The organism is Petrimonas mucosa, from assembly GCF_900095795.1.
Classification (GTDB): Bacteria; Bacteroidota; Bacteroidia; order Bacteroidales; family Dysgonomonadaceae; genus Petrimonas; species Petrimonas mucosa.
In genome coordinates, this window is sequence record NZ_LT608328.1 from 2,921,786 (window position 1) to 2,941,688 (window position 19,903).

Consider the following 19,903-nt stretch of genomic DNA (forward strand, 5'->3'; position numbering starts at 1 on the left):
AAAAGAGATCTCTATATCAATGAACGGTAAAACTGCAACTCATTTTTCAGGGAATCGATCTCTGCCTGCAACAGTTTTACCCGCATCAGCATATGATGCAACGCCTCGATTCCTTCCACATTAATATCCATATCGTTATGCCAACGGATAAACTGTTCCAGCAGTTCCAGCTCGTCATATTCCACGAACCGGTCGTCGCCATCCCCCGACAGGCGAACCAGCCCAAGCTCCCCAAGCGAGTCGATAAATGTCTCCTCCACTTCATAGATACGGATACAGTCGCTGTACAACATTCTCTTTTCGTTCATGATCGGTTCAGTTTAGACAGTTCGACAAACAACTCCCGCTCCCTTGGCGACAAATATTGAGGTATCTCTACCTTTATTGTCACGATAAGGTCGCCAAACGTATTCTCCATCTTGTATACCGGAAACCCTTTCCCTTTCAGTCGAACTTTCGTTTCTGGCTGCGTTCCGGGCTTTACTTTTATCTTCACCTGACCATCGAGCGTATCTACCGTTGCGTCACCACCTAGGACGGCAGTGTACAACCCTATATTGACCGTCGTGTAGAGATCATTTCCGAGCCGCTTGAAATGGGGATCCTCTTCAATGACAAACGTAATGTAGAGGTCTCCGGCCGGCCCTCCGTTAATTCCCGGCTGACCATACCCGGCCAGTTTTATTTTCTGGCCGTCCGACACCCCTGCAGGAATGGTAATACGGATATTCTTTCCGTTAATGTTCAAAGTTTGCTGATGTGTCTGCATTGCCTGACGGAGCGACAGCCTCAATTCGGCCCGGTAATCCCCGCCCCTGTACCTGCGACCGGAGTGTCTGGTCTCCCGCTGCGTGAACCCACCCCCGAACATCGAACGGAAGAAATCGGAAAAATCGCTATCGGAGAAATCATCCCCGGTGTAAAAAGTGTATCCTGTTTGCTGCTGCGCTTTCTCATACTCTTCACCGTGCTTCCAGTTTTCACCATACTTGTCGTATTTGGCCCGTTTTTCCGGGTCGCTCAACACCTCGTTGGCTTCATTCAGCAACTGAAATTTCCGGTGAGCCTCCTTATCGTCCGGATTCAGATCAGGATGCAGCTTACGCGCCTTTTGCCGGTATGCCCTCTTGATCTCCTCGGCCGACGCCTCTTTTCCCACGCCCAAAATACTATAGTAATCGATATAGGCCATTTTTTCAAACAATTGAAACACAAATATAGCAAAAAATGAGCCGTTTTTGCAGCAACCTCCTGACGAAATCGAGTAAATCAGAAAATCCCTAAAGATGAGCCGGTTACGCGAAATTCCGTCCGCCGGTTGAGCTGGTCTGCTATCTCCTGCTGCTCAGGTGTCAACCTCTCGATAAAGGTTTCATCCAGCCGGTCTCCCTCCTTCAGAAAGCCATATTTATCCGCAATGGCTGCCGTAACCGTCTGGGGTACTTTTTTTCCGTAACCTGCAGCCGATAATCGTAGCGGATCCACTCCGTTGTCGATAAGGTAGCGCATCACTGAACTGGCACGACGGAGCGACAGGTTCTCGTTGTACGTTTCATCACCCTTCCTGTCGGTATGTGCCGAAAGTTCGATGGTCACTGCCGGATTGTCATTCAATATCTCCACAAGCCTGTCGAGTTCCTCCCTCGACTCCGGCCGCAACTCAGCCTTGTCAAAATCAAAAAAGATATTTTCGAGAATTACCGGTATATTGTACGGGATCATCTCAAAATTAACAAAATAAACCGTATCTCTCTCTTCTGCAGAGGTCTTCAACCTTTTCTTACCGTTGAGAAACCCCTCATTGCTGGCCAGGAGAAGATAGTTCACCCCTCTCTCCGCCCGGAACCTAAAAGTGCCCTCTTCCCCGGTGGTATATTCATGCCGAAAACCGTTATCGCCAACAACCGACACCATCACTTTGCGGATCCCCCTTCTCTCCTGGTCCATGACCGATCCCTCCACAAAGACTTCCGGCTCCCTGTACTCGAACGAAAAGATATGGTCGCGTCCCCTTGCATCGTCACGGTTGGAGCTGAAGAATCCGCGCTCTCTCCCCTTCTCGAAGGCAATACCGAAATCGTCCATGGATGAATTGATTGGTGAATCCATATGCCTGACCACCCATCGTTTGCGGGCAGACACCAACCTGGCCTCGTACAAGTCCAGACCACCCAGCCCCGGATGTCCGTCGGAAGAGAAGTAGAGTGTGGAGTCATCCCTGATGTAGGGGAACATCTCATCACCCGGTGTATTTATCTCCGGTCCCAGATTTTCGGTAGAAAGGACTTTGGTCCCCTCAAGCCGGGCACGCCAGATATCTTTGCCTCCATACCCCCCCGGCATGTCGGAGACAAAATAGAGGTAACTGCCCGACGGGGAAACCGACGGATGTGCAAAGAGCGAGAGCGTATCGCCTTCGCTCATTTTCAATTCTTTTCCGGCGCTCCAACTACCGCCTTTACGTTGGGCATAATAGATTCTGGGAAGTGATGCCACCTGATAATCTACGGGTGAATAGGTATAAAAGAGGTAGTTGTCGTCTGCCGACACCGACGGAGTACCTTCATCAAACGGGGTATTGATCTCAGAGTCCATGATTGCCGGCCTTTGCCATTCACCCTTGTCATTTCTGGCAGCAATAAAGATATCGTTGTATTTCATTCCCGTAATGTTGCTGAGCGAGTCACCCCGGGCTTCATTGCGCGACGAGGTGATATAGAGCACCGCATCGCGCTTCGCAAATGCAGGGCTGAACTCCCCGCGGTTAGAGTTGAAGATCTCCATCCGTTTCACCACATACCTCGAGGTGGAGTGCTTCCGTTCCATCGCCTGCTGCACCCCCAGCAAACCGTTTACTCCCAATATATTTCCAGAATCCAGCTTCAGAAAATTTTCATATGCCTGCTGCGCTTGCCGATATTTTCCCAGTTTGTGCAATGTCTGCGCATACCGCAAATAGAGCACCGTATCGGGATAGTTGTACCGGATGGCATTGGCATATGCGTTTGCTGCCCGACTGACCAGATTCAGCCGGCGACAGGCTTCGGCCATCTCATAGGCAACCACTCCCCGCATCGCACGCTGGTCGGGCCTAATATCCCTGTATACTCTCCTATAGGTTTCGGAGGCAGCGAAATACTCACCCCTGAGGTATTGCGAACGGGCATCGCCAAGTCGCGCCTGCCGGCAGGAAGCCAGCAACACCACTGCCACTATCGGTAAAAAGTATGCTCTCCGGGTCATTTGTCAGCCTTGTGCACTAACGGCCGCATCTTCTGTTGTTCAAGAAGAGATCCCATGCACAATTGCATCCTTATTCAAGTTGCAAAGGGGATGAGAATAGAGGATTAGTGCCAAATTTAAATGCTTGCTAAAACTTAAATGATTAACTTGCTTTCTGCTCAAATATTGTCTAAAACGAGTAGAAAGCGGCAAGGGATCGAAGATGGCTCACTGATGTTCCGGACGCAGCAGATCATTCACCGTCTTTACCGGATTGAACGTGGTCAGGGGCACCTCCACAAAAACGGTATTCCAGTCGCTCATGGCACCATTCCATAAACCGGGCAGTTCCAGAGCTTTCAACTCTTTTCCGTTTTTGGACTTTTGCGAGATAAAACCGGTATTCTTGTCTACAAATCGGGTTAGATCAAATTTATTGTTCTTGTAACATCTCACGCCGCAGACCAGATCCACCGGATTGAAATGCGATCCGTTCCGGAATGCTGCCACCGCCTTCTCATCATTTTCATCGATCTGGGAACTCTCCAGTATCTGCAACGATGCCGTTCCGTCGGGATTCTCGACAATAAATGGTCCGCCACCCGGTTCCCCCACGTTCTTGACCATTCCGCAGACGCGAAACGGCCGGTCGAGTTTGGCTATCAGATACTCCCTGAGCTGCCCCTCGTCGGCAAACGACCTGTTGGGGGCAATACAAAGCTCATTCTCGGTAAAGGTCAATATCTCCTGTAACCTGTCGCCGCTGCATGCTCCCGACGTCAGCTCATCGAGATAGCCAAATGCCCGTTGCTGAATTTTCACCAGTACGCCTCCCAAAAGCTGCTTGTAAAAGGCTTCGTTCTCCTTTAAGCGATCTGGAACAACGTTATCTATATTCTTGATGAAAATGAAATCGGAATCGATCTCATTCAGGTTCTCGATCAATGCGCCGTGACCGCCGGGACGGAAAAGCAACGATCCATCTTCATTACGGAAGGGATTATTTTCCAGATCCACGGCCAGGGTATCGGTACTCGACTTCTGTACGCTGTATGAGACCTTGAATTTTGCCCCCAACTTCAGTTCATAACCCAATCGCCGCGCAGCAACAAGCAATTCAAACAGCTCCCGGTGTTCTTCCGAAACTGTAAAGTGAACATTCACCACTCCACTCCTCTCTTTTGCATAGTATGTACCCTCGGTCAGCTGTTCACCCACCGGTGTCCTGTTTCCCTCCTTGTAGCTATGGAACAGCAACAGCCCCTTTGGCAGGTTGCCATAATTCAAACCCTCCGGCAAGAGCAGTATCTTCACCACCTGCTTATAGTTGCCGGAACCGAGAAGCTCCGGCACACTCTTTCCGGTTTTTTTCCTGCAGGCCTCGTTAAGCGCATCGTAAAATGCAAACCGGCCTATATTATCAAAGAAGGTTGTTACGAAATGAGTCTCCGGCCTATCGCTGCTTGAATTCAGAAACGTGTACAACTCCTTGAACATCCGACTTGCCGCACCCGATGCAGGCACAAACTTGGTCACGCTCTTTCCTGCCTCCAGTGCACCCTGCCATGCCCTCCGGTATTCTTCCATCTCGGATTCCGTTATGCGAAGAATCCCCTTCTCAACCGATGCTGGCGCTACAATTTTCAGAAAGGGGAAGCCATTTCTGAAAAAATTCAACTGCTCCTCAATCTGCTGTTGTGAAATATTCTTCTTCCGCAACAACGCTAAATCCTCTTTTGTAAACATATCGTTCAATTTTTTTATAAGAAAATCAACTCCGGTTCCCATGCGGAAACACCTCAAAGATAACGAAAAACTTTAAAAAGAGTCCCGGCAGAGTGCTAAAATATTACCGACAATCTGTCAGTTTGTTTTCAAATATCATTTTTTGGCATAAGATTTGAAAATGGATAAAAAGAAGCTATAGATCAGAATTAATCAATTAAATACATACATATAAAATTATGGGAAAAATAATAGGAATAGACTTAGGGACCACAAACTCTTGCGTTTCGGTTATGGAAGGTAACGAGCCTGTTGTAATCCCTAATAACGAAGGGAAACGTACCACACCGTCAGTTGTGGCTTTTGTCGAAAACGGAGAGCGAAAAGTGGGTGACCCGGCAAAGCGTCAGGCAATAACCAACCCCAAACACACCGTATACTCCATAAAAACATTTATGGGTGAAACGTTCGATCAGGTGCAGAAAGAGATTGGACGGATCCCTTACAAAGTGGTTAGGGGCGACAACAATACCCCGCGTGTAGACATCAACGGGCATCTCTATTCTCCACAGGAGATTTCAGCAATCGTGCTTCAGAAGATGAAACAGACCGCCGAGGATTATCTCGGTCAAACCGTCTCGGAGGCTGTCATCACTGTACCAGCCTATTTTAGCGATGCTCAGCGGCAGGCTACCAAAGAGGCAGGAGAGATTGCCGGATTGACGGTACGCCGCATTGTCAATGAACCGACGGCAGCCGCCTTGGCATATGGTCTGGACAAACAGCACAAGGATTCCAAGATTGCCGTGTTCGACCTGGGTGGCGGTACTTTTGATATTTCGATACTGGAGTTGGGAGATGGCGTCTTTGAGGTGAAATCGACCAACGGAGATACCCACTTGGGAGGTGATGATTTCGACCACCGGATCATCAATTGGCTTGCCGATGAGTTCCAGAACGAGGAAGGCGTAGACCTGCGCAAGGATCCGATGGCACTGCAGCGGCTGAAAGAGGCTGCAGAGAAGGCCAAGATCGAACTCTCCAGCACCACCAGCACCGAGATCAACCTGCCCTACATCATGCCGGTAAACGGAATTCCCAAACACTTGGTGAAAACCCTTACCCGCGCCAAGTTCGAGCAACTGATCGACGACCTGTTGCAGAAGTGCGTGACTCCTTGCCAGACGGCAATGAGAGATGCAGGATTGACAAATTCAGATATCGACGAGGTGATACTTGTGGGAGGATCGACCCGTATTCCGGCTGTTCAGGCCTTGGTTGAAAGACTCTTTGGAAAGACACCCCACAAGGGGGTCAATCCCGACGAGGTGGTAGCCATTGGTGCAGCCATACAGGGTGCCGTTCTTACCGGAGAGGTGAAAGATGTATTGCTGCTGGATGTCACTCCGTTGTCACTGGGTATTGAAACCTTGGGTGGCGTAATGACGAAACTTATCGAAGCCAACACCACCATTCCGACCAAAAAATCTGAAATATTCTCTACAGCTGCCGACAATCAACCTTCGGTACAGATTAACGTACTGCAGGGAGAACGTCCAATGGCCCGAGACAACAAGCAGATCGGGGTATTTAACCTCGACGGGATTCCACCAGCACCTCGCGGTGTTCCACAGATTGAGGTGACGTTCGATATTGACGCCAACGGCATTCTGAATGTTTCAGCAAAGGACAAGGCTACGGGTAAAGAGCAGAAAATCCGCATTGAAGCTTCGTCAGGATTGAGCGAAGAGGAGATCAAGCGCATGAAAGAGGAAGCAGCCCTCAATGCTGAAGCCGACCGGAAGGAAAAAGAGCGTATCGACAAATTGAACCAGGCCGATTCAACCATTTTCCAGACCGAAAAACAGCTGAAAGAGTTCGGCGACAAGATTCCGGCCGACAAAAAAGCACCTATCGAAAATGCATTGAACAAACTGAAAGAGGCTCACAAAGCTCAGAATATTGCCGATATCGACGCATGTATGGCTGAACTGAATACGGCGTTCCAGGCTGCCTCACAGGAGATGTACAATGCAGCCAACGCCCAGGCGGGTGGTCAACAGGCCGGTCCGCAGGATTTCGGTGGCCAGCAGCCAGGAGGAAACCAAAGCGGAAACCAGCAGGGCGACGTCACCGACGTCGACTTCGAAGAGGTGAAGTAAGCCATAAAATAGCTATTAAATAGGTTCAAAACCGCGGTAAACATTCAATTTACTGCGGTTTTTTTGTTGCAGGAGAGCGGCTAGCCGGTCACTCTCCATGAAATGCCCGCAGGTACTTGTCGATATAAGCCTTCCTCTCTCTCGACCTGTACTGCTGAATGTAACGGGGATGCTCCAGGACCGTCAGCTTGCCGAACAGCCTCTCTTCTGCGTTTAGTCTGCCAATATACTCGGCATTTTTCTTACCCAGCACAAACACCTCCGAAGTATCTAATCCCAACTCGATGTGTTGTTTCAGCGACTGGACCATAAAACCCTTCACCGCCTCAAAGAGCGCCGGATCATCGTAATAGTTCGCATTGAGCCAGCCACCAGCTGGAGTCTTCCGAATGATTGCCAGAGGAAACGGAGAGTTGATATAAAAATCGGAATAGAAGCGGGCAGGTCCGCCATAGGCTTCGATCATATCATAGACAAAGAGCGAGGAGATCTCGTGAGTATGGGCAGATTGCATGACGATACCACAGGCACTCTCCAGCCGCTTAGTATCGGTAAACGGGATACCCGTTACCCCTGCACCGAGTCTGCCCGGATTTATTCCTGCCAGAAATCTCCTTTTACCGTCATCGTTGTAATACTTTCGGTAGAAGGTGGCCATTACCGTCAACGTTTCCGGATTATCTAAAAACGGATTGATTACCTGAAACCCATCCGGCAGTTCACCGGTGTATCTCAACCGGCGGTTGAATGCAATTACTTTCTCTGCAAATGTTGTCATAGGGCCCAAAGATATTAAAAAAATGACTATCTTTGCCGACCGATGCATCTCATGAATCAAACAACAAAAAAATAAATCTAACCGGAGTTTAATCATTTAATACAAAATCTAAATCAACGACAGATGAAAATCTTCACAAAACAATTCTCTCTTCTACTTCTTCTATTCCTCACTGCCTCCATGTTGCCACTCCATGCAGATATCAAGATGCCTTCGATCTTTGGCGACAACATGGTATTGCAGCAACAATCGGAAGTGGCACTCTGGGGTTGGGCAAAACCAAACGGCTCCGTACGTGTCACCACCTCGTGGGACAAGAAAAGCTATTCGGCAAAAAGTGACGGTCAAGGTTATTGGAGACTTAAGGTAAAAACGCCTGCTGCCAGTTATACCCCGTACACCGTTACCATCAGCGACGGTAAACCGGTCACCTTGTCCAACATCCTGATCGGCGAGGTTTGGGTTTGCTCGGGTCAATCCAACATGGAGATGCCGATGAAAGGATTTATGGATCAACCTATTGAAGGTGGACCTGAAGCAATTGCCGCTTCCCGCAATCCGGGCATCCGTTGCTTCACCGTGAAAAAAGCCTCCAAGTCTGCTCCTCAGGAGGACTGTTCTGGAACCTGGGAGATTGCAGGGCCTGAAACAACTCCGAACTTCACCGCAACTGGCTATTTCTTTGCCCGGATGTTGAACCAGACACTGGACATTCCCATCGGCCTGATCCACACCAGCTGGGGCGGGTCGCGCATCGAGGCATGGATGACCCCCTCCTCCATCAAGAGCGTCATTCCTGATGTGGAGATTCCCGCAACCGACAAGGATATCAAATCCCAGAACGGCTCCCCCACCGTGTTGTACAACGGCATGATACACCCCATCGCAGGATATGGTATTCGCGGTGCTATCTGGTACCAGGGCGAGTCCAACCGCGACGAACCGGAGAGATATGTGGAACTGTTCGACAAGATGGTACGTGAATGGCGTAACATATGGGAAGCAGGAGAATTCCCGTTCTATTACTGCCAGATTGCCCCCTTCAACTACGGAGGTGGACTCAACTCCGCATATATCCGCGAAGCACAGGCCAAAGGGATGAAGACTACCCCCAACACTGGGATGGCAGTCCTGATGGATTCAGACAGTCCGCTTTGCATCCATCCTCCCAAGAAGAAACTTGCCGGGGAGCGTCTTGCATTCTGGGCACTGGCAAAGACATACGGCATGGAGAGAATGCATTATCGCAGTCCTGAAGTGAAGTCCCTCACCGTTGAAGGACGTGTGGCCATCATCACGATGGATGTTACCGGTCCGGGTCTCACCACAAACGGCAAAGAGGTGCAGCAATTCCAGATTGCAGGTGAAGACAAACGCTTTTTCCCGGCAAAAGCGGCGGTATCCGGCAATCAGATCTTTGTCTTCTCGCCAAATGTAAAAAAACCGGCAGCTGTCCGCTACTGTTTCAACGACACCGCAGCAGCGGAGATCTTTACGGTAGAAGGGAACCTCCCCGTCTCTTCGTTCAGGACCGACAACTGGTAATTTTTTTTAGAAATTGATGGCCACGATGTTGACAGATAATTTTTTATTTCATATCTTTGCACCCGCAAATAGAAGGGAGGTTATTGTAACACTCAAAGAGACACCAGTATAGTACAACATATCTATCGTTCATTCCGCCGACTAAGGCGGATGCCACAAGCACATGAAACATCATGTGCACTATAAATCTTGTAGAAACAATAATCTCAAAAAATAAAAATATGATCATCGTACAATTAAAAGAGGGCGAAAACATCGAAAGGGCCTTAAAGAAATTCAAACGTAAATATGAAAGAACCGGTGTTGTAAAGGAGCTTCGCAGCCGCCAGGCTTACGCCAAACCTTCGGTCGTAAAGCGCAAAAAGAAACAACACGCTATTTACGTACAGAAAATGCAAGAAAACGAAGATTAATTTGCATAGTTAAAATTATTTTTCCTAACTTCGCATATCAACCAGGTTCGATATGTGGAAGGAAAAATGGATACAGAATCTCCGTAATGAGAAAAATTACTCCTCTCATACGGAGATTTCTTATTTTACCGACCTGACACAATTTCAGCAATTCATTGTAGAGGAGTGTGGAGTTTTCTCCCCGGAACAGGTAGACAGCGACCTTATCCGGCACTGGATTGCGCACCTGATCGAGACCGGCATCACCCCCCGATCGGTAAACCGGAAATTGAGCGCGGTAAAATCCTTTTTCAAATACCTTAAGAAAATCGGCAAGATCAACAGCAACCCCGCCGAAAAGATCAGAGGGCCCAAAACATCCAGAAAACTTCCGGCATTTGTCCATCACGAAGAGATGACACGGATCATCGATGACGAACTTGCCTATCCCGAATCTTTTGAAGGGGTGAGAGACCGCTTTATCATAGAGCTCTTTTATGTGACAGGCATGCGGAAATCGGAACTCATCGGGTTAAAAGATGCCGACATCGACGGCTACTCCAAGACAGTACGGGTCACCGGAAAAAGAAACAAACAGCGCATCATTCCCCTATCCGACGCCACTGTAGAAAAAATGAAAAACTATATAAACGTGAGAGACCGGGAAGTTCCAAACAAAACGGCCTTCCTGTTTGTTAGAAAAAATGGAGAACAAATGTATCCGAAAATGATCTATAACATCGTCAGGAAACATCTCGACTCGATCTCCACCCTACCGAAAAGGAGTCCACACGTTTTGCGGCACTCTTTCGCCACCGAAATGCTCAACAACGGTGCAGAGATAAATGCCGTCAAGGAGCTGCTGGGGCATTCAAGTCTGGCATCAACAGAGGTTTACACACATGTAACCTTCGAAGAATTAAAAAAAGTGTATCATAACGCTCATCCGAGAGCAAAAAACTAAAGGAGGAAAGATTATGGAATTACGTATTCAGTCGGTCAATTTCGATGCTACGGAACAGTTAAAGGCATTTACTGAAAAAAAGATCAAAAAGCTCGAAAGATTCAATGACAGTATTATTCAAACTGAAGTGCTCCTGAAGGTTATCAAGCCCGAAACCGCAAAAAACAAAGAGGCGTCCGTAAAGATGAATTTGAGAAACGGCGAGGCCTTTGCCAGCAAAGTCGCCGACACGTTTGAAGAGGCCATAGACCTCTGTGCCGAAGCATTGGAGAAGCAGATATTGAAGACGAAAGAGAAAAAGGAGAGATAATCGAGAAAAAATCATTCGAAAGTTTTGGTTATCCAAAAAATATCACTACCTTTGCGACCGTTTCTCCCCTATCGACGGGGGGAAGCGGTTAATCGCAAGATTATAAGCCTCTTTAGCTCAGTTGGCCAGAGCACGTGATTTGTAATCTCGGGGTCGTTGGTTCGAATCCGACAAGAGGCTCAAAATTTTGGGCAGTTACCAGAGTGGCCAAATGGGGCTGACTGTAACTCAGCTGGCTTACGCCTTCGGTGGTTCGAATCCATCACTGCCCACAAAGCAATGAAGAATACAATCTTCGGCTTTTATTGCGGAAGTAGCTCAGTTGATAGAGCATTAGCCTTCCAAGCTGAGGGTCGCGGGTTTGAGTCCCGTCTTCCGCTCTAAATTTCGCCTATGTAGCTCAGTGGTAGAGCACTTCCTTGGTAAGGAAGAGGTCGCGGGTTCAATTCCCGCCATCGGCTCATGAAACGGGAAAATGAGGGTGCTGGGATCAGCATCTCATTTTTGGCTACTTAATGACGTACGGGATTGAAAATTCAACATTTTATTAAAAACTAATTAATAGTATATTTTATGGCAAAAGAACATTTTCAGCGGACGAAGCCGCATGTTAACATCGGTACGATAGGTCACGTTGACCACGGTAAAACCACCTTAACGGCTGCGATTACCACCGTTTTGGCAAAAAGAGGTTTCTCTGAAGTACGTTCGTTCGATTCTATCGACAACGCTCCGGAAGAAAAAGAAAGAGGTATCACTATCAACACTTCACACGTTGAATACCAAACAGCAAATCGTCACTACGCACACGTTGACTGCCCGGGCCACGCTGACTATGTGAAGAACATGGTAACCGGAGCTGCCCAGATGGACGGTGCCATCATCGTTGTTGCCGCAACTGACGGTCCTATGCCTCAAACTCGCGAACACATCCTGCTGGCACGTCAGGTAAACGTTCCGAAGCTGGTTGTTTTCATGAACAAGGTCGACCTGGTTGACGACGAAGAGATGCTTGACCTGGTAGAGATGGAAATGCGTGAACTGCTTTCATTCTATAACTTCGACGGAGACAACACTCCTATTATCCGTGGATCTGCCCTTGGTGGTCTGAATGGCGAACCGAAATGGGAAGAAAAGATCATGGAGCTGATGGATGCAGTTGACGAGTGGATTCCGCTGCCTCCGCGCGATATCGACAAACCGTTCCTCATGCCGATCGAAGACATATTCTCGATCACCGGTCGTGGAACCGTTGCCACTGGCCGTATCGAAACCGGTGTTATCAAAACCGGTGAAGAGGTTCAGATCATCGGTCTGGGTGCTGAAGGCAAGAAATCTGTGGTTACCGGAGTTGAAATGTTCCGCAAGATCCTCGACAGGGGTGAAGCCGGCGATAACGTAGGTTTGCTGCTCCGTGGTATCGACAAGGATGAGATCAAACGTGGTATGGTTATCTCTCACCCCGGAAAAGTTCAACCTCACTCCAAATTCAAGGCAGAGGTTTATATCCTGAAGAAAGAAGAAGGCGGTCGTCACACACCGTTCCATAACAAATATCGTCCTCAGTTCTACATCCGCACCCTGGACGTAACCGGAGAGATCCAGTTGCCGGAAGGAGTAGAAATGGTTATGCCTGGTGACAACGTTACCATCGAAGTAGATCTGATCTACCCCGTTGCTTGTAACGTAGGTCTTCGCTTCGCAATCCGCGAAGGTGGACGCACCGTAGGTGCAGGCCAGATCACTGAGCTGCTCGATTAATAGAGTTACAAGATTTATTCCTCCTCTCCCTCCTTTCGGGGAGGGTCGGGGAGGCACCTTACGGGTCTAGCTCAGTTGGTAGAGCACTGGTCTCCAAAACCAGGTGTCGGGAGTTCGAGTCTCTCGACCCGTGCAAAACGATCCGAATAATCAATGAAAAAAATAGTTGCATATATTAAAGATGCTTATAACGAATTGGTTTATAAAGTATCTTGGCCATCCAGCAAGGAATTAGCCGGGAGTACAATGATTGTGATGATAGCTTCCGTCATCATTGCATTAATAGTATTCGGCATGGACTCCGCCTTTGAGTGGATTGTGAAATTTCTTTACGGTATTTTGTAATTTTCTGAATTAAGAGAAAATGGCTGAAAGCGAAAAAAAATGGTACGTTTTACGTTCCGTTAGTGGAAAAGAGAATAAGGTCAAAGAATATCTTGAGTCAGAAATTAAAAAAACCGATTTAGGAAAGTACGTTTCACAAGTTCTCATTCCCACAGAAAAGACTTATACCGTACGTAACGGAAAGAGGGTGCTGAAAGAGCGTGCCTATCTTCCCGGTTATGTGCTTATTGAGGCTGAACTTGTGGGTGAGGTCATTCATCAACTTAAAAACATCAACTATGTTGCCGGATTTCTCCCCAACACCACGAACCCTCAACCGTTGAGCGAAATGGAAGTGAAACGGATCCTGGGTACTATGGATGAGTTGGAAGAGGCAGGCGACGAACTGGATGTAAAGTATTATGTAGGTGAAATCGTGAAGGTGACCAGTGGTCCCTTCTGCAGTTTCTCCGGCGTAGTCGAGGAGGTGAATGATGAGCGAAAGAAGCTCAAAGTAATGGTTAAAATCTTCGGACGGGCTCAACTGCTCGAGTTGGGCTATATGCAAGTAGAGAAAGAATAATCAGATATTTGGTTACGCAGATTCTGTAAATTCTTTAAGTGTTTCGAAAACAGTAATTATTAAAATCAAAAAAATGGCTAAAGAAGTTGCTGGACAACTAAAATTACAAATCAAAGGAGGAGCTGCAAACCCATCTCCCCCAGTAGGACCTGCATTGGGTTCCAAAGGGATCAACATCATGGAGTTTTGCAAGCAATTCAATGCCAGAACTCAAGACAAAGCCGGAAAGGTGTTGCCAGTGGTAATCACCTACTACACCGACAAGTCTTTTGATTTTATTGTTAAAACACCACCCGTTGCCATTCAGTTATTGGAAGCAACCAAACAGAAGAGCGGCTCGGCAGAACCCAACCGTAAGAAAATTGCGGAAGTTACCTGGGAACAGGTTAAGGCTATTGCCGAAGAAAAAATGCCCGACTTGAACTGCTTCACAATTGAGTCTGCAATGATGATGGTTGCCGGAACGGCTCGAAGCATGGGTATCACAGTGAAAGGGGAATTTCCCGCAAATAACTAATTATAAACTTCAATTAAGACATGGGTAAACTTACAAAAAATCAGAAGTTGGCTTTGAGCAAGATTGAAGCGGGAAAGACCTACACGCTGAAGGAGGCTGCGAAATTGGTGAAAGAGATTACCACCACAAAATTCGACGCTTCGGTAGATATCGATGTACGCCTTGGCGTAGATCCGCGAAAAGCCAATCAGATGGTCAGGGGCGTTGTTTCCCTGCCACACGGTACCGGTAAACAAGTAAGAGTTCTTGTATTGTGTACTCCCGATGCAGAGGCTGCTGCCAAAGAGGCAGGGGCCGATTATGTGGGACTTGATGAATATATCGAAAAAATTAAAGGAGGTTGGACCGATGTGGATGTGATCATCACACAGCCACAGATCATGGGTAAGATCGGTGCACTTGGCCGCGTATTGGGGCCTCGCGGACTGATGCCTAACCCCAAGAGCGGAACTGTTACTCCCGACGTGGCTAAGGCTGTTCAGGAAGTAAAGCAGGGTAAAATCGACTTTAAAGTAGATAAAGCAGGTATTATCCACACCTCTATCGGCAAAGTATCTTTTGAGCCCGAAAAAATTGTTGAAAACGCAAAAGAATTTATTCAAACGTTGATCAAATTGAAACCGACGGCAGCAAAGGGTACCTATATTAAGAGTATTTATCTTTCCAGTACGATGAGTCCGGGATTAAAAGTGGACACTAAATCGGTAGACGAAATCTAATGTAAAAAGAAGAATCTATGAAAAAGGAAGATAAAAGCATTATTATAGAGAAGATAGCAGCAAACCTGCAGGAATACGAAAACTTCTACCTTGCCGATATTGCCACGCTCAATGCGGCAAAGACAAGCGTACTGAGAAGGGAATGCTCCAAGCAGAACATCAAGTTGCTGGTGGTAAAAAATACCTTGTTGCGTAAAGCATTGGAAAAGATTGAAGGAAACTATGAGGAGCTTTATCCCCTGTTGAAGGGAAATACGGCCATCATGTTCTCCAACGATGCCAATGCTCCTGCCAAGCTCATTGACAAATATAGCAAAAACAAGGAGACGGTGCCTGCATTGAAAGGTGCTTACGTTCAGGAAAGCTTCTTTATCGGAGCCAACACCCTGAAAGACCTTGTAAATATCAAGAGCAAGACAGAACTTATCGGAGAAGTTATTACCATTCTGCAATCGCCTGCTAAGAATGTTATTTCGGCTCTCCAATCCGGCGGTACAATTCTCCATGGAGTTTTGAAAACGTTGTCGGAAAAGCAAAATTAATTTTCATTCAACAAACAGAATTAGTAATCAATTTAATAAATACAAAAATGGCAGACTTAAAAGCATTTGCTGAACAATTAGTTAACTTGACAGTAAAAGAGGTTAACGAACTTGCTGAGATATTAAAAACCGAGTATGGTATTGAACCTGCTGCTGCAGCTGTTGCTGTTGCTGCTGGTCCTGTTGCCGGTGACGCTGCTGCTGCAGCTGAAGAGAAGACATCTTTCGATGTAATCCTCAAAAGCGCTGGCTCAGCTAAATTAGCTGTTGTAAAAGCAGTTAAGGAACTCACCGGGCTTGGTCTGAAAGAATCTAAAGATTTAGTCGACGGCGCTCCGAGCGAAATCAAAAAAGGTGTAACAAAAGACGAAGCTGACGCTTTGAAAAAACAACTTGAAGAGGCAGGAGCTGAAGTTGAACTTAAATAAAATTTGCCTTTCAAGAGGTTAATTTGGTTAGGAATCTTCGAACGGAAGATTCTTAACCTTTTGTGTCAATACATATTAGGTTCAAAAAATCACTCTCATGTCTTCAAATAACACCAACCAACGAATCAATTTTGCGTCGATAAAAAACCCGCTTGATTTTCCTGATTTTCTGGAGATTCAGCTCAAATCGTTTCAAGATTTTTTGCAGCTCGACGCCCCCCCCGAAAGCAGAAAAAATGAAGGATTGTATAAGGTTTTCACGGAGAATTTCCCCATTGCGGATACCCGGAACAACTTCGTCCTTGAATTTCTAGATTATTTTGTTGATCCGCCACGCTACACTATCGAGGAGTGTATAGACAGAGGGCTTACCTACAGTGTTCCGCTGAAGGCTAAACTTTACCTCTACTGTACCGACCCCGATCACGAAGATTTTGCACCCGTTATTCAGGACGTTTATTTGGGGACCATTCCATACATGACCGACAAGGGCACCTTTATCATCAACGGAGCAGAAAGGGTTATCGTTTCACAGCTGCACCGTTCGCCCGGTGTATTTTTCGGTCAGAGTGTACACGCCAACGGAACTCTCCTCTATTCTGCCAGGATTATACCGTTCAAAGGTTCATGGATTGAGTTTGCTACGGACATCAACAACGTGATGTATGCCTACATAGACAGGAAGAAGAAACTGCCCGTAACCACATTGCTTCGTTCTATCGGTTTTGAAAGCGACAAGGATATCCTAGAAATCTTCGACCTTGCCGAAGAGGTGAAAGTAAGCAAAGCCAACCTGAAAAAAGTCATCGGCAGAAAATTGGCAGCCCGCGTGCTGAAATCGTGGATGGAAGACTTCGTGGATGAAGACACCGGCGAAGTAACCTCCATCGAGCGTAATGAAGTGATTATTGAACGGGAAACCATTTTGGACCAGGAACATATCGATGACATCCTCGAATCGGGTGTATCCTCCATCCTGCTACATAAGGAGACTCCCAATTCGTCTGATTACTCTATCATATATAACACGCTCCAAAAAGACCCCAGCAACACGGAGATCGATGCCATCCGGCACATCTACCGTCAGCTTCGCAGTGCTGAACCGGCAGACGACGCCAGCGCCCGCGAAGTGATCAACAACCTCTTCTTTTCAGAGAAAAGGTACGACCTTGGGGATGTTGGGCGTTACAGAATGAACAAGAAACTGGGTCTCAATATCGACGAAAATATTCGTGTCTTGACGAAAGAAGACATCATTGAGATCATCAAATACCTTATCGAACTGGTTAACTCCAAAGCTGTGGTGGATGATATCGACCACCTGAGCAACCGGCGTGTCCGCACCGTCGGGGAGCAACTCTACTCCCAATTCGGCGTCGGATTGAACCGTATGGCCCGTATCATCCGTGAAAGGATGAACGTGCGCGACAATGAGGTCTTCACCCCGATCGACCTGATCAATGCGAAGACCATCTCCTCGGTTATCAACACCTTCTTCGGCACCCATGCACTCTCTCAGTTCATGGACCAGACCAATCCGCTGGCGGAGATAACCAACAAGCGTCGTCTCTCTGCATTGGGACCTGGCGGTCTCTCTCGCGAACGTGCCGGTTTCGAGGTGCGCGACGTACACTATACGCACTACGGACGTCTCTGTCCGATTGAAACACCGGAAGGACCCAATATCGGTCTGATCTCCTCGCTTTGCGTCTATGCCAAGATCAACGATCTAGGTTTTATCGAGACACCCTACCGCAAAGTTGAGAACGGCGTGGTAAACACCAACAACGACGAAGTGGTTTACCTTTCGGCCGAAGAGGAGGAAAACAAAGTGGTTGCACAGGGAAATGCTCCGCTGAATGAGAAAGGAGAATTTATCCTGCCACGCGTCAAGGCGAGGTTGGAGGCAGACTACCCGGTGGTTGCACCCGAAGAGGTGGACCTGATGGATGTCTCGCCCATGCAGATTGCCTCCATCGCCGCGTCACTGATTCCGTTCCTCGAGCACGATGACGCAAACCGTGCGCTGATGGGATCGAACATGATGCGCCAGGCGGTACCGCTTATCAAAAGTGAGGCGCCAATCGTAGCCACCGGAATTGAAGGCCGGCTGGTGAAGGATTCACGCACACAGCTGATGGCTGAAGGTGACGGAGAGGTTATCTACGTGGATGCCACCACCATCAAGATTAAATACAACAGGACGGAAGAAGAGGAGTTTACCAGTTTTGAGGATGCCGTCAAGACCTACTCCATTCCGAAGTTCAGAAAGACCAACCAGAACACCACCATCGACCTGCGTCCGATCTGCAGGGTGGGACAAAAGGTTACCAAAGGAGATATCCTCACCGAAGGTTTTGCCACCGAAAATGGCGAACTGGCATTGGGCCGCAACCTGAAAGTGGCATTCATGCCCTGGAAGGGTTACAACTTCGAGGATGCGATTGTTCTGAATGAAAGGTTGGTAAGTGAAGACATATTTACCTCGGTTCACGTAGAGGAGTTCTCGCTCGAAGTACGTGAGACCAAACGCGGGTTGGAAGAGCTTACTTCCGATATACCCAACGTAAGTGAAGAGGCTACCAAGGATCTGGATGAACACGGTATCATCCGCGTGGGAGCACGTGTGAAACCGGGCGACATCCTGATCGGAAAGATTACGCCGAAAGGGGAATCCGACCCATCACCCGAAGAAAAACTGCTTCGCGCCATCTTTGGCGACAAGGCAGGCGACGTGAAAGATGCTTCTCTAAAAGCTTCGCCATCACTTAAGGGTGTGGTTATCAATACGAACCTGTTCTCAAAAGCCGCTAAGAAAGGCAAAAGCAAGTTGTCGAACAAAGCGCTTCTTCCCAAACTCGACGAAGAGTATGAGAACAAGATGGAAGAACTGAGAAAGTTGCTTATCGATAAACTCCTGCACCTGACCGAAGGCAAGACGTCTGCCGGCGTCAAGGATTATACCAATATGGATATTGTTCCGAAAGGGGCCAGATTTACCCATAAGGTGCTTGCTGACATCGATTACCAGTCGGTCCAGCTGAGCAAGTGGACCAACGATGCACACAAGAACCAGTTGATCCGTACCACGGTTATCAACTACCTTCGCAAGCACAAGGAGCTGGATGCCGAACTTAAACGGAAACGTTTCGACCTGACCATCGGTGACGAGCTTCCCTCCGGAATCATGCAGATCGCCAAGGTCTACGTGGCCAAGAAACGGAAGATCCAGGTGGGAGACAAGATGGCCGGACGCCACGGTAACAAGGGTATCGTATCGAAGATTGTCCGTGCCGAGGATATGCCATTCCTGGCCGACGGTACACCGGTTGACATCGTGTTGAACCCTCTGGGTGTACCTTCACGTATGAACCTGGGGCAGATTTTTGAAACTGTTCTCGGTTGGGCAGGACAGGAACTCGGTGTTAAATTCGCAACCCCCATTTTCGACGGTGCCTCGCTGGAAGACCTGAATGAATGGACCGACAAGGCTGGTATCCCCCGTTACGGAAAAACCTACCTCTATGACGGCGGCACCGGCGAACGTTTCGACCAGCCGGCTACCGTAGGAGTCATCTATATGCTGAAACTAGGACACATGGTGGAAGACAAGATGCACGCACGTTCCATCGGACCATACTCGCTCATCACGCAGCAACCGCTCGGTGGTAAAGCCCAGTTTGGTGGACAACGTTTCGGAGAGATGGAAGTATGGGCGCTCGAGGCATTCGGCGCATCTCATATTCTGCAGGAGATTCTGACCATCAAATCGGACGACGTTGTAGGACGGTCCAAAGCTTACGAAGCTATCGTGAAGGGTGAACCGATGCCGCAACCCGGCATCCCCGAATCTTTGAACGTATTGCTGCATGAGCTTAAAGGATTGGGATTGAGCGTAGAACTTGATTAACAATAACTCTTTATAAGACAA

Annotated in this window: 18 protein-coding genes and 5 tRNA genes; 18 read left to right on the forward strand and 5 right to left on the reverse strand. The window is 47.9% G+C overall.

Translation table 11 applies throughout. The features are described from left to right. Window positions 1–11 precede the first annotated feature (11 nt). From ING2E5A_RS11640 to ING2E5A_RS11655, 4 genes are all read right to left on the reverse strand, one after another. Complete coding sequence (locus ING2E5A_RS11640; RefSeq protein ID WP_071137542.1) at window positions 12–308, reverse strand: chaperone modulator CbpM; 297 nt, start codon at window positions 306–308, stop codon at window positions 12–14. Next, entirely contained in the window at window positions 305–1,192 is an 888-nt protein-coding gene (locus tag ING2E5A_RS11645) for a DnaJ C-terminal domain-containing protein (RefSeq protein WP_071137543.1), read from the reverse strand. Before ING2E5A_RS11645 ends, ING2E5A_RS11640 begins: the two co-directional genes overlap by 4 nt. Before the next feature lie 77 nt (window positions 1,193–1,269). Next, window positions 1,270–3,243 carry a PorE family type IX secretion system protein gene (gene porE / locus ING2E5A_RS11650; protein WP_071137544.1) on the reverse strand — a complete coding sequence of 658 codons (1,974 nt, stop codon included), beginning with the start codon at window positions 3,241–3,243 and terminating at the stop codon, window positions 1,270–1,272. Between the two features lie 207 nt (window positions 3,244–3,450). After that, window positions 3,451–4,968 carry a DUF4301 family protein gene (locus ING2E5A_RS11655; protein WP_071138347.1) on the reverse strand — a complete coding sequence of 506 codons (1,518 nt, stop codon included), beginning with the start codon at window positions 4,966–4,968 and terminating at the stop codon, window positions 3,451–3,453. Window positions 4,969–5,186: 218 nt separating this feature from the next. Between ING2E5A_RS11655 and dnaK the strand changes: the two genes are divergently transcribed. Continuing rightward, window positions 5,187–7,109 (forward strand): molecular chaperone DnaK, encoded by a 1,923-nt coding sequence (dnaK, locus tag ING2E5A_RS11660; RefSeq protein WP_071137545.1) that lies wholly within the window; start codon window positions 5,187–5,189, stop codon window positions 7,107–7,109. Between the two features lie 88 nt (window positions 7,110–7,197). Here dnaK and ING2E5A_RS11665 read toward each other — a convergent pair whose 3' ends face one another. Then, window positions 7,198–7,887 (reverse strand): SMUG2 DNA glycosylase family protein, encoded by a 690-nt coding sequence (locus tag ING2E5A_RS11665; protein WP_071137546.1) that lies wholly within the window; start codon window positions 7,885–7,887, stop codon window positions 7,198–7,200. A 123-nt stretch (window positions 7,888–8,010) separates the two neighbouring features. On the opposite strand from ING2E5A_RS11665, the gene ING2E5A_RS11670 reads away from it, so the two are divergent. From ING2E5A_RS11670 to rpoB, 17 genes are all read left to right on the forward strand, one after another. Beyond that, entirely contained in the window at window positions 8,011–9,432 is a 1,422-nt protein-coding gene (locus ING2E5A_RS11670) for a sialate O-acetylesterase (protein WP_071137547.1), read from the forward strand. 221 nt (window positions 9,433–9,653) lie between these two features. Beyond that, window positions 9,654–9,845: a 30S ribosomal protein S21 gene (gene rpsU / locus ING2E5A_RS11675; protein ID WP_071137548.1), complete on the forward strand. Its 192-nt coding sequence runs from the start codon at window positions 9,654–9,656 to the stop codon at window positions 9,843–9,845. A gap of 52 nt (window positions 9,846–9,897) precedes the next feature. Continuing rightward, window positions 9,898–10,788, forward strand: coding sequence for a tyrosine recombinase XerC (locus ING2E5A_RS11680; protein WP_071137549.1), 891 nt, complete (start codon window positions 9,898–9,900; stop codon window positions 10,786–10,788). A 13-nt stretch (window positions 10,789–10,801) separates the two neighbouring features. After that, window positions 10,802–11,098 carry a ribosome hibernation-promoting factor, HPF/YfiA family gene (gene hpf, locus ING2E5A_RS11685; protein ID WP_071137550.1) on the forward strand — a complete coding sequence of 99 codons (297 nt, stop codon included), beginning with the start codon at window positions 10,802–10,804 and terminating at the stop codon, window positions 11,096–11,098. A 106-nt stretch (window positions 11,099–11,204) separates the two neighbouring features. After that, window positions 11,205–11,278: transfer RNA gene (locus tag ING2E5A_RS11690), tRNA-Thr, on the forward strand. 9 nt (window positions 11,279–11,287) lie between these two features. Beyond that, a tRNA-Tyr gene (locus ING2E5A_RS11695) sits at window positions 11,288–11,370 on the forward strand. 35 nt (window positions 11,371–11,405) lie between these two features. Then, a tRNA-Gly gene (locus tag ING2E5A_RS11700) sits at window positions 11,406–11,478 on the forward strand. A 9-nt stretch (window positions 11,479–11,487) separates the two neighbouring features. Continuing rightward, window positions 11,488–11,559 (forward strand) — tRNA-Thr (locus tag ING2E5A_RS11705). A gap of 112 nt (window positions 11,560–11,671) precedes the next feature. Then, entirely contained in the window at window positions 11,672–12,859 is a 1,188-nt protein-coding gene (gene tuf / locus ING2E5A_RS11710) for an elongation factor Tu (RefSeq protein ID WP_071137551.1), read from the forward strand. 60 nt (window positions 12,860–12,919) lie between these two features. After that, window positions 12,920–12,992: transfer RNA gene (locus tag ING2E5A_RS11715), tRNA-Trp, on the forward strand. Window positions 12,993–13,012: 20 nt separating this feature from the next. Then, window positions 13,013–13,204, forward strand: a complete 192-nt coding sequence (gene secE / locus ING2E5A_RS11720) for a preprotein translocase subunit SecE (RefSeq protein ID WP_071137552.1) — start codon at window positions 13,013–13,015, stop codon at window positions 13,202–13,204. Window positions 13,205–13,223: 19 nt separating this feature from the next. Beyond that, complete coding sequence (gene nusG, locus ING2E5A_RS11725; RefSeq protein ID WP_071137553.1) at window positions 13,224–13,766, forward strand: transcription termination/antitermination protein NusG; 543 nt, start codon at window positions 13,224–13,226, stop codon at window positions 13,764–13,766. Between the two features lie 73 nt (window positions 13,767–13,839). Next, window positions 13,840–14,283: a 50S ribosomal protein L11 gene (rplK, locus tag ING2E5A_RS11730; protein ID WP_071137554.1), complete on the forward strand. Its 444-nt coding sequence runs from the start codon at window positions 13,840–13,842 to the stop codon at window positions 14,281–14,283. Between the two features lie 20 nt (window positions 14,284–14,303). Beyond that, window positions 14,304–15,002, forward strand: coding sequence for a 50S ribosomal protein L1 (gene rplA, locus ING2E5A_RS11735; RefSeq protein WP_071137555.1), 699 nt, complete (start codon window positions 14,304–14,306; stop codon window positions 15,000–15,002). Between the two features lie 17 nt (window positions 15,003–15,019). Then, on the forward strand, window positions 15,020–15,544 hold the full coding sequence (rplJ, locus tag ING2E5A_RS11740; protein WP_071137556.1) for a 50S ribosomal protein L10: 525 nt from the start codon (window positions 15,020–15,022) through the stop codon (window positions 15,542–15,544). Window positions 15,545–15,591: 47 nt separating this feature from the next. Then, window positions 15,592–15,972, forward strand: coding sequence for a 50S ribosomal protein L7/L12 (rplL, locus tag ING2E5A_RS11745; protein ID WP_071137557.1), 381 nt, complete (start codon window positions 15,592–15,594; stop codon window positions 15,970–15,972). 97 nt (window positions 15,973–16,069) lie between these two features. Further along, window positions 16,070–19,882, forward strand: coding sequence for a DNA-directed RNA polymerase subunit beta (rpoB, locus tag ING2E5A_RS11750; RefSeq protein WP_071137558.1), 3,813 nt, complete (start codon window positions 16,070–16,072; stop codon window positions 19,880–19,882). Window positions 19,883–19,903: the final 21 nt, after the last annotated feature.